Here is a 9,297-nt window from a genome sequence, read left to right as displayed (position 1 = left end):
TTCGAAGAGCCGCAATGGTAGGGCAGAGGCCCTGCGCCGAAAAACGGCGTGAGGGGGACCTGTGACACCGTTCTTTCTGGTTCATCACGCGCTCGCCGGCGGTGACAGCAGCTACGTCGAACGTTTCTTCGGAGATGTACAGAATGCGGTTTACGAGCGCCTCGGCTATCGTGAGGTGTTCACCGGCGAGGCGGCCGGCGCGGCGGAGCCCTCGGCGGCGGCGGGGGGCCGCTCCAATCCCGATGCGCTCCTGGCGCCGGTGATGGTGGCGCTGTACTCGGACGCCTACTTCACCGACCACCAGTGCCTGCTGGAGTGGTCGCTGTTCCGGGAGCGGCTGCGGTGGCACCACCATTTCACCGGTCGGAGCTCCCCGGCGCTGGTCGGCGTCCCCTGGTCCATCCGATCGGTACCCGTGCCGGCTCAGATCGCGGAGGCGGGGATGCTCGTCGGCGACTTCGGCGCGGGCTACACGGCGAGCGGCGCGTTACAGCTGATCCGGACCGGCTCCGCCTCGGTCTGGTACCAGCGGTTGACCGAACGGGTCAGTGAACTGATCGTGCGTGCCCGCGGCGACGAGCCGCCGGCACTGTCCACGCGTGACGTGGAGTTCGTCGAGCGGTCGGGGCGGACGGACTGGGTGTCGGCCGGTCGGGGCCCGGGCACCCGCTGGTCCGTCGGCGGCTCCGCGACGCTGCTGATCCCGCCGGCCCAGACGGCACCCCTGGCCTCGACGGTTCGCACGGCTCCGGCCCCGGCGGCCATGGCTCCGGCCCGAGCCGGTGGCCGGGAGCGTCGATGGCGGATGGCCGATCCCGAGCACACCCGTCGACCCATCCTGCGTCGTGCCGGCGCCGCCGAACTGGACGATGACGATGACTGAACTTTCCAGGCAACCACCGGAACTTTCCAGGCAACCACCGGAACCGGCGGGTCACGACACCCCGGGCGGGCGCGCCGGCAGGCCGGCGCAGATCATCACCTTCTACTCCTACAAGGGCGGTTCGGGGCGCACGATGGCGCTGGCGAACGTCGCCTGGCTGCTCGCCGCCTCGGGTAAGCGGGTTCTCACCGTCGACTGGGATCTGGAGTCTCCCGGCCTGCACCGGTATTTCCGCCCGTTTCTGCAGAACAGGGAGCTGGACTCGAGTGACGGCGTCACCGAGATGCTCCAGGGTTTCATCCGGGAGATCGACCGGCTTCAGGATGCGTCGCCGTCGACAGCCGCGGAGCAGGCCTCCTTGCCGGACGCCGACGCGGTGCGCGAGATCATCGCCCTGCACGGCGACTTCCGGCACAACATCGAGACCATCGAGTGGCCCGGGTTCCCGGGCGTCGGGCGGATCGACTTCCTCGGTCCCGGCCGGCAGACATCCACGAGCGCGGTGCTGGCGGCCACGGTGCCCTGGTCGACGCTGTTCGAGGAGGCCGACGGCCTGGCGTATTTCGCCGCGCTGCGTGAGCGCATGCGGTTCGCCGACTACGACTACGTCCTCATCGACAGCCGGACCGGGACCTCGGACGCGGCCGGCGTCTGCACCCACCTCCTGCCGGACACCGTCGTCATCGGAATCGCGCTGAACAACCAGTCCATCGACGGCGGCGCCGGGGTGGCCCGCGAGATCCGGAACAGCAAGCGGGACATCCGGGTGCTGCCCGTCCCGATGCGGGTCGAGGACACCGAGCAGCGCAAGCAGGAACTGCGCCGCCGCGCGGCGTTCCAGGCCTTCCGCCCGGTGCTGGCCGACCTGTGCGGTTCCGACCCGGAGGAACAGCGGAGCTTTCTGATCGGCCTGGAGATTCCCTACAAGGCGGTCTACGCCTACGAGGAGGTCCTGGCGGCCTTCCAGGAGGATCCCGCCAGTCGGCTCGGCGTCCAGGCCGCCTACCGGATGCTCGCCGGAGAGCTCGCCGGCGCCCCGATCGATGCGCGCGGCGTCCCGCCGCAGGACCGGGAGCGGGTGCTGCGGGACTTCGAGCAGTACGGACCGCCCGCTCCGCGGTCGGTGACGATCTTTGGAGCGCCCGAGGACCGGCCCTGGGCGGACTGGCTGGCGTCGGTGCTGGGAGCCACCGGGGTGCGGATCCGGCCGTTGCCCCCGACGGCGCTGACCCCCGCCGACTTCCCCGCTGTCGAGTCACTGATCGTGATCGGATTACCGCATCTGGGCCCGGACACCCCGGGTGAGTCCCTGGTGCGCGAGTAGGTCCAGACCCGGATCCGCCAGCGCGGCTCGCGGGCGGGGGTGGTGGTCGTCGAGGTGGGTTCGATGCGGCTCGACCCCGCCTACCACGGGGCCGAGATTATCTCCCTGCCCGCGCGGAACGAGCGGGACGCGGGGGTCGTGGTCCTCGAAGGGCTGGGGCTGCCCGTTCCGCGGGCCCGGCTCGATGACCTGCCGGTGGTCGCTCCCCGGTACCCGGCCCGCCGGCCCCGCTTCTGGTCGGTGCCGGCCGGGTTCGCCCAGCCGTTCATCGGGCGGCACGCGGTGCTGGACGAGCTGCGCGACCGACTGCTGCCGGGGGGCCGACCGAGCGGGCTGTGCCCCCTGCTCGGCCCGGACGGCGTCGGGAAGAGCGCCATCGCGGCCGAGTACGCGCACCGGTTCGGCTCCGACTACGACATCGTGCACTGGATCTCGGCGGGTGACGCAGCCTCGGTCCGGGCGGGCCTGCGCGACCTCGCCGAGCGGCTGCGTCCCGGCAGCGACGTCCCGGGCGCGCATCGCTCCCCGAGCGAGCAGCTCGAACGGGTCGCCCTGGACGCGCTGCGCCAGGGCGACCCCTCACCGCGCTGGCTGCTCGTTTACGACGGCGCCACCGACTCGCAGATGCTGGCCGGGCTGCTACCCATCCCGACCAGCAACGGTCATGTCCTGCTGACCTCGGCGGACCCGGCCTGGGACAGTGAACCCGGCGCGCTGTGGGTGGGCCCGTTCACCCCGGCCGAGAGCCGGGCGTTCCTGCGCCGGTGGCTGCCCGAGGTCGGTGCGGACCGGCTGGCGATGATCGCCGAGCGGCTGCGGCATCAGCCGTCGGGCCTGCGCACCGCGGTCGGGCGGCTTCGCCAGGACCGGCGGGGAGCGCCGGTCGACGACCGTGCCGTCGACGCCTACCTCACCCAGATCGCCGGGGTCGCACCCGAGCAGGCGACCTGGACGGTGTCGTTCGAGACCCTGCGCACCAGCGACCGCGCGACCCGGCGGGCGGCGGCCCGGCTGCTGGAACTGTGTGCCTTCCTCTGGCCCCGCAGGGCGTGCCGCTCGGCCTGCTGGAATCCCCGGTGATGCTGCGCCATCTCGCCGAGGCGGTAGGGGACGACGCGATCGCCGACCCGACCGTGCTGCCCGAGCTGTGGGCGGAGATCCGTAAGCCCCGGCTGGCCGAGATCGACACCGCACCCGACGGTCAGTTCCGCCTCGCCGCGCGCTGGCAGCGGCTCCTCGTCGAACGGATGCAGCCCGCCGAGCAGACCGCCGCCCGCGAGGTGGTGCTCGGCGTCTTCGCGGACATCGCCGCGGCCGCTCCGCGGCCCTCGGCCGCCGCGGGCTGGCCGATCTACCGGATGCTGGAAGGCCAGATCCTGGCCTCCGAGGCGATGGAGAGCCCGGCACCCAAGGTTCGGCAGTGGCTGGTGTCCCAGGTGTATGTGATGTGGCGGTCCGGCCGGCTGGAGCTGGGCCGCGGCATCGCGGAGGAGGCGTTGCGCAGATGGCGCGACCTGTTCGGAGCGGACGACCCGCTGACCCTGCGGATGGCCACCCACCTGGCCATGGTGCTCCGCGGCCTGGGACGGTTCCAGGAGGCGTACGACCTGAACACCGACACCCTCGCCCGCCAGCGGCGCCATCTGGGCATTTTCCATCGCCACACATTGATCACCGCGATGAGCTACGGCATCGACATCCGGGAGCTCGGCCGGTACACCGAGGCAGCCGCGGAGGAGAGCAGCACCCTGGTCGGTTTCCGCGACCGGCTCGGCGAGAACCACCTCGACACCCTCATGGCTGCGAGCAACCTCGCACTGTCCACCTTCCTGGACGGGCGGGCCCGTGAGGCGCTCCACCTGAGCCTGGACACCATGGCGCGGCTGCGCCTGGCGGGGGCCGAGGGCACCTCGCAGTTCTGGTGGCTGCAGGCGCGGGCCGGGATCTGCCATCGGGAGCTGGGCGAGCTGGAGCAGGCGGAGCGGTTGCTGCGGGAGGCCGCGACCAACCTCGCCGGCATCGAGGGGGCGACGACGCACCTGACCCTGCGCTGCAACAAGCATCTCGCGGTCGTCCTGCGCCTGCGGGGCAGCCCGGACGCGGCGAGCCGCCTCGCCGGTGAGACGCTCGAGCGATACACCGAGATCTACGGGGCGTCCGACCTGGGCACCCTGGCCTGCCTGCTGAGCCGTGCCGGCCACCTGCACGCGCTGGGCGAGCACCACCGGGCGTCCGTCGAGGCCGAGTCGTGCCTGCGGGAGTATGAACGTCTCTACGGCCCCGAGCATCCGTTCACGAACGTCTGCCGCTCGGATCTGTCCATCTACCTGCGCGCGGACGGGCGGCTGACGGAGTCCCGCGCGCTGGCCGAGCAGGCCCACCTCACGCTGGTCGACGAGCTCTACCAGCACCACCCGTTCGCGCTGGCCGCCGGGGTGAACCACGCCGCGAGCCTGGCAGCCCTCGGCGAGACCGAGGCGGCCCGGGCGCTGAACGAGGATCTGTTGCGCGAATCTGAAATGTCGCTGGACAGAAGCCATCCCTACCTCCCGATAATGCGGGAGAACCTGGCGGTCCTCACCGGCCGGCAGGCTGGCGGCGGGCGTGGCCATCGAGAAGTCGACATCGACATCTCCAGCATCTGAGCAGCGTGATGAGGCCGAGCGACGAGTGCACGGTGGCAATCCACCGGCGGCCGGTCCGCCCGGAGCGGGGTTTCCGGTCCGGCGTCGGCCGCCACCCGCCGGGAGCGGCAGAAGGATGAGCTGATGGTGACTGTTCCTGATGATGTTGTCGAACCCCACATCGTCACCGCGCCGCATGTCGGTGACGAATACAACGGCATCCGGCAGAAGTTCCGCGGGGCGGTGGCCGTCACGGGTGCCCAGTATCTCGAGTACTACGTCCACGGATTGCCGACGGTGTCGGCCGACCTTCTGCACCATCCGCGGCTGGCCGACTATTTCCATGGTTCACGCACGGTGGAAGGGGCCCGCCGGGACTACGAGATCATCGGCCGGCAGCTGAACCACCGGATGACGGATCTGAACACCTCGCTGGCCGGTCTCGCCAACGGGCGGCTGATCCGGACGGTCTTCGCCGCGCAGGACCGGGCGGTGCTCTACTTCGACGTCGACGAGGGGCAGTACATCGTCGGGGTCTCCCTCGGCGCGGACGCCATCGAGTCCGCTGACCTGACGCTCTCGCAGACCGCGACGGAAATCCGGGCGGCCCGGGGGGGTCGGCGACCCCAACTACGGCGGCTATCACCGGGGGACGGCACGTTCCTCCCGTCGCCCACCCGCGCCGACGGTAGCCCGGACACCGGCTCTCATCCATTCGTGTCGCTGCCGAGGCCGTCGGCGCCGGTGTTCGCCAATCCCTGGGCATCGCTGATCAAACGGCGTTGGTCACCCGCCGGGGACTCGCGGGAGGAGGAGTTCCAGGCCCAGGCCGTCAGCGTCCTGAAGCCCGGTGACCTCCAGTACATGGCCCTGGTGCGCGGCGGCACGGTGAGCGCCGCCGACCTGATGGACCACGACGACCTCAACGAATTCTTCGTCGGTCTGAGCCGGGAGGCCCGCCGGGAGGGTTTCGTCAAGGTCGCCGCCGAGTTCCTCGCCCTGAGCGATCTGCTCGACGGTCTGCTGCGATCGGTCCTGAACCGCCGATTGACCCGCACCGTTCTCGACGTGGAGAAGGGCGCGCTGTACTTTCATCGCCTCAGCCGTGACGAGTTCCTGATGGGCGTCACCCTGGATCAGCGTCGGGTGTCCGAAGCCGACCGCCGCTTCCAGTTGCTCGTCCGCCGACTGACGGCTTCGGACGGCCGTTGAAAGGCGCCAGATGACGCCAGGTGAATCCCGTCGATGGACGGGATCATCGTCGATGTCCTCGCGTATTCTTCGTCGAGCAGGTCCCCGCGTCGCGCCGGCGCGTACCCGTTGGTGGGGAGGCCCCACATTCATGGCCCACGATCTGATGCCCGTGCCGTCCGGTCTGGTGGATCTCTGCGAGGTCGACGCTGACCAGCTTGCCTTCCTCGCGGGCCCACCCTCGGGAGAATGGCAGCGATGGATCGCCGCCTGGATCGGCCACCCGGGCGGGCCGCTGCCCGAGGACGTCGCCCTGGCCCTGGGCGGGGATCTGGACCTGGCCGACTACCTGCCCAGGACCACATCCTTCGGGGAGATGCCGGACGGCACCGACCCCTCGAAGCCGCCGCGTCCGCCCGGGGCCGCCGCCTGTCCGGGCGGACGGCCCGCACCCGGTAGCGCCATGACATCCGCCTCTCGGCGGCCCGCCCGTCCTACCGGACCCGCCCGTCGGGTGGTCTCCCCACCCGCCGCCCGGCACCGGATCACCCCGCGGGATATCGAGGCCGTGGCGGGCGGGCCGCCGGGTGCCGCACCGCTGCGCGAGCTGCTGCGGGGTCAGATCAGCAAACGGATGCTGATGCTGTGGGCGCTGCTACGCGGCCTCGAGAACGCCGACCTCGACGACGCGACACGCACCTGTGTGGATGAGGCGCTCCGCGTGCTCGGGGACGCTCAGCGGCGGGCCCGCGACGCCGTCCACGACCTGCTCCTGCACCCGACGATCGGGACCTGGCTCGCCGGCAGCCTGCGGCGGTGCTGGCACGGGGCGGCCGGACCCGACCTCGACCGCCTCGGTTACGTGGGTGGGATCGCGGTGGCCGCCGCCCTGCGGGCCCGGATGCCGTGCCGGGTGCCGGTGCGGATCATCGACGGGCTGGTGTCGATCCCCACGGTGGGCGTCGTCGGGTCGGGGGTCACGAGCGGTTGGGGCGTCGCGCACATGTCCGACCGGCGGGTGACGCTGAGTGGCAGCCCCGGGCGGGGACCGGCCGGTGGTGACGGCTGGACCCCGGCGCGCACGCTGTCGAGCACTGTCGACGGTCACCGGATCGCGCTGACGCTGGAGGACACCGACCCGTTCCGGGCCGCGGACACGCTTCCCCTGGCCGTGGCCACGCGCTGCGATGAGGCGGCGGCGGGCCCGGTGGCAGCGCCTGCTCGACGGCGCCTGGAGCGTGCTCGCGGGCGACGACGGGGCGCGGGCGGAGGAGGCCGCCGCGGTCCTGTCGGCGCTGGTCCCGTTGCGCGAGGTCCCGGATCGGCCCGGCACCGGCGTCACCGTGATCGACGCGCTCGGCGCGCTGATGGTCAGCCCGCCGACCGGCGCGCTGTGGCTTGCTGTCGCCGTCGTGCATGAGGCGGCGCACACCAGACTGGAGATGCTGAGCGATCTCGCGCCCCTGATCGGCCCGCACGACGGCTCCGTGCACTACGCTTCCTGGCGGCCCGACCCCCGGCCACTCGCCCGGCTGCTGCACGGCGCCTTCGCCTTCGCCCAGATCGCGGCCTTCTGGGCGGGGCGGTGGGCCCGGGACGGCGCCGGGTCGGATCTGGGCGCGGCGTACGAGTTCGCCTGGTGCCGGGACGCGGTCTCGGCGGTGCTGCCCGTGCTGCGGGAGGCGGCCGGGCTCACCGAGGCGGGCCGCCGGTTCGTCTCGGCCCTGGGCGCCAGGATCGACGTCTGGATTGCCGCTGACCTGCCGATCGCGGCTACTACCACCGCCGCCACCGTGCTGCGCGACATCGCCGTCGTCTGGCGGCTGCGCAACCGCCGGCCCGACCGCGACCACATCGAGAGATGGGCGCGGGACTGGGCGGCCGGTCGGCCCTGCGGACGGCCGGTACCGCCGTCGTCCCGCCTCGTCCCCCAGACTGAGCCGTATAGCCCGCACCGCCACGCCCGGCAGGCGCTGACCTCGCTGCGGTTCGCCAGGCCCGACCGGTTCGGCGGGCTCGCTGGTTCTGCCGGGTTCGCTGGTTCTGCCGGGCTCGATCCGGCGGCCTGGCCCGTCAACGCGACCCTCGGGGACCTGCTCTACGTGCGCGGAGACCTCGGCCTCGCGGCCGCGGAGTTCCGCCGGGAGCTGCAGGACCGTCCGGGGCGAGCGGAGTCGTTCGCGGGGCTGGCCCTGGTGCTGGCCAGACGGGCCGGGGGACTGCAGCGCCGGCTCTACCTCGACCACCCCGAGGCGTTGCTGGCCCTGAGCGTCCGGATTCGGGAGCTGACCGGGTCCACCCCTGACCCGCGCACGCTCGCGCGGTGGATCGCGGCGGGAGGCCTCGGCCATCCGGATCGCTCGTGGCGATCTCTCGAGACGAGGCCGCTGCCGGTCGGTGCCCGGCGGTAACCCGACGGCGGGGAGGCCGGCGGGGAGGCCGTCCCGCCGGGGGTATGCCGTGCCCCCACGCGACCCGCGGTGTGACGACCCGGCGTCGACAGTCGGCGTGGGCGGTTGACGGCCGCATCCCGCTCCGTTCGCGATGACGCAGTCGGCGAATCCGGAACAGCGAGTTTCCGCGGGCCACGTTGACTTCGTGCGCACTCCAAGTCCTAGCGTTTTCGTATGGCCACGATCGAGGCGCCCACGGTGACGTCCTCCCCGCCGGCCGTGACGCCGTCTCCGGTCATGGTGGCGGAGCCGGATCAGGGCTGGTGCGCGCGGTTGGGCCCGGCGGTCCGCCCGGATGGATGCGACCGGTCCGTTGATCCGTGCGCGGTCGGTCCGGGGGGTGAACCGGAGGCCGCCGGGACCCTCACGATCGCCGAGGCCGCCGCGGCCACCGGAGTCAGCGCGCACACGCTGCGGTACTACGAGCGGGTGGGGCTGATGCGGGACCCGGTCGCCCGTGCCTCGTCGAGCCATCGGCGCTACACCGTCGAGGACGTCCGCTGGGTCACGTTCCTGACCAAGCTGCGGCTCACCGGCATGCCGATCCGGGAGATGGCGCGCTACGCCGAGCTGGTGCGCGCCGGGGAGGGGAACGAGGCGGAGCGTCTCGCCCTGTTGACCGAGCATCGCCGCCGGGTCCTGGCGCGCCTCGACGAGGTGCAGCGCAACTTCACCGCCATCAACGTCAAAATCAGCATTTATCAAGACATCTACCAGGAGAGGACCGTCCACTGATGCGCAAGGTCGCGCTAGGGCCTGCTCGGGAAGTACGTCCCGGGGTTGGCCGTGGACATGATGGTGATTCTCCGATTGCATGATCCG

7 protein-coding genes are annotated in these 9,297 nt (G+C 71.9%); all 7 read left to right on the top strand.

The window, feature by feature from the left end; translation table 11 throughout:
* The first annotated feature begins 61 nt into the window (after positions 1-61).
* The 7 genes from AC08OU_RS18940 to AC08OU_RS18910 all read left to right on the top strand — a co-directional run bounded on the left by AC08OU_RS18940 (position 62) and on the right by AC08OU_RS18910 (position 9,210).
* Positions 62-883, top strand: a complete 822-nt coding sequence (locus AC08OU_RS18940; RefSeq protein ID WP_476601450.1) for a hypothetical protein — start codon at positions 62-64, stop codon at positions 881-883.
* On the top strand, positions 876-2,207 hold the full coding sequence (locus tag AC08OU_RS18935) for a KGGVGR-motif variant AAA ATPase (protein ID WP_476601451.1): 1,332 nt from the start codon (positions 876-878) through the stop codon (positions 2,205-2,207). The genes AC08OU_RS18940 and AC08OU_RS18935 overlap by 8 nt, the downstream gene beginning before the upstream one ends.
* Before the next feature lie 63 nt (positions 2,208-2,270).
* Positions 2,271-3,287 (top strand): NB-ARC domain-containing protein, encoded by a 1,017-nt coding sequence (locus tag AC08OU_RS18930; protein WP_476601452.1) that lies wholly within the window; start codon positions 2,271-2,273, stop codon positions 3,285-3,287.
* Positions 3,230-4,852, top strand: coding sequence for an FxSxx-COOH system tetratricopeptide repeat protein (gene fxsT, locus AC08OU_RS18925; RefSeq protein WP_476601453.1), 1,623 nt, complete (start codon positions 3,230-3,232; stop codon positions 4,850-4,852). Before AC08OU_RS18930 ends, fxsT begins: the two co-directional genes overlap by 58 nt.
* A gap of 123 nt (positions 4,853-4,975) precedes the next feature.
* Positions 4,976-6,043 (top strand): hypothetical protein, encoded by a 1,068-nt coding sequence (locus tag AC08OU_RS18920; protein ID WP_476601454.1) that lies wholly within the window; start codon positions 4,976-4,978, stop codon positions 6,041-6,043.
* 1,166 nt (positions 6,044-7,209) lie between these two features.
* Positions 7,210-8,433, top strand: a complete 1,224-nt coding sequence (locus AC08OU_RS18915; protein ID WP_476605442.1) for an aKG-HExxH-type peptide beta-hydroxylase — start codon at positions 7,210-7,212, stop codon at positions 8,431-8,433.
* Positions 8,434-8,649: 216 nt separating this feature from the next.
* Positions 8,650-9,210, top strand: a complete 561-nt coding sequence (locus tag AC08OU_RS18910; protein WP_476601456.1) for a MerR family transcriptional regulator — start codon at positions 8,650-8,652, stop codon at positions 9,208-9,210.
* The last annotated feature ends 87 nt before the right edge of the window (positions 9,211-9,297 follow it).

Source organism: Frankia sp. CcMO1, from assembly GCF_977945845.1.
This window is presented reverse-complemented; position numbering and strand designations above follow the sequence as displayed.

Excerpts from the sequence above, each read along its gene's own strand:
- AC08OU_RS18910 (WP_476601456.1), top strand. The coding sequence starts at position 8,650 with ATGGCCACGATCGAGGCGCCCACGGTGACGTCCTCCCCGCCGGCCGTG.
- AC08OU_RS18930 (WP_476601452.1), top strand. The coding sequence starts at position 2,271 with ATGCGGCTCGACCCCGCCTACCACGGGGCCGAGATTATCTCCCTGCCC.
- AC08OU_RS18935 (WP_476601451.1), top strand. The coding sequence starts at position 876 with ATGACTGAACTTTCCAGGCAACCACCGGAACTTTCCAGGCAACCACCG.
- AC08OU_RS18915 (WP_476605442.1), top strand. The coding sequence starts at position 7,210 with ATGAGGCGGCGGCGGGCCCGGTGGCAGCGCCTGCTCGACGGCGCCTGG.
- AC08OU_RS18920 (WP_476601454.1), top strand. The coding sequence starts at position 4,976 with ATGGTGACTGTTCCTGATGATGTTGTCGAACCCCACATCGTCACCGCG.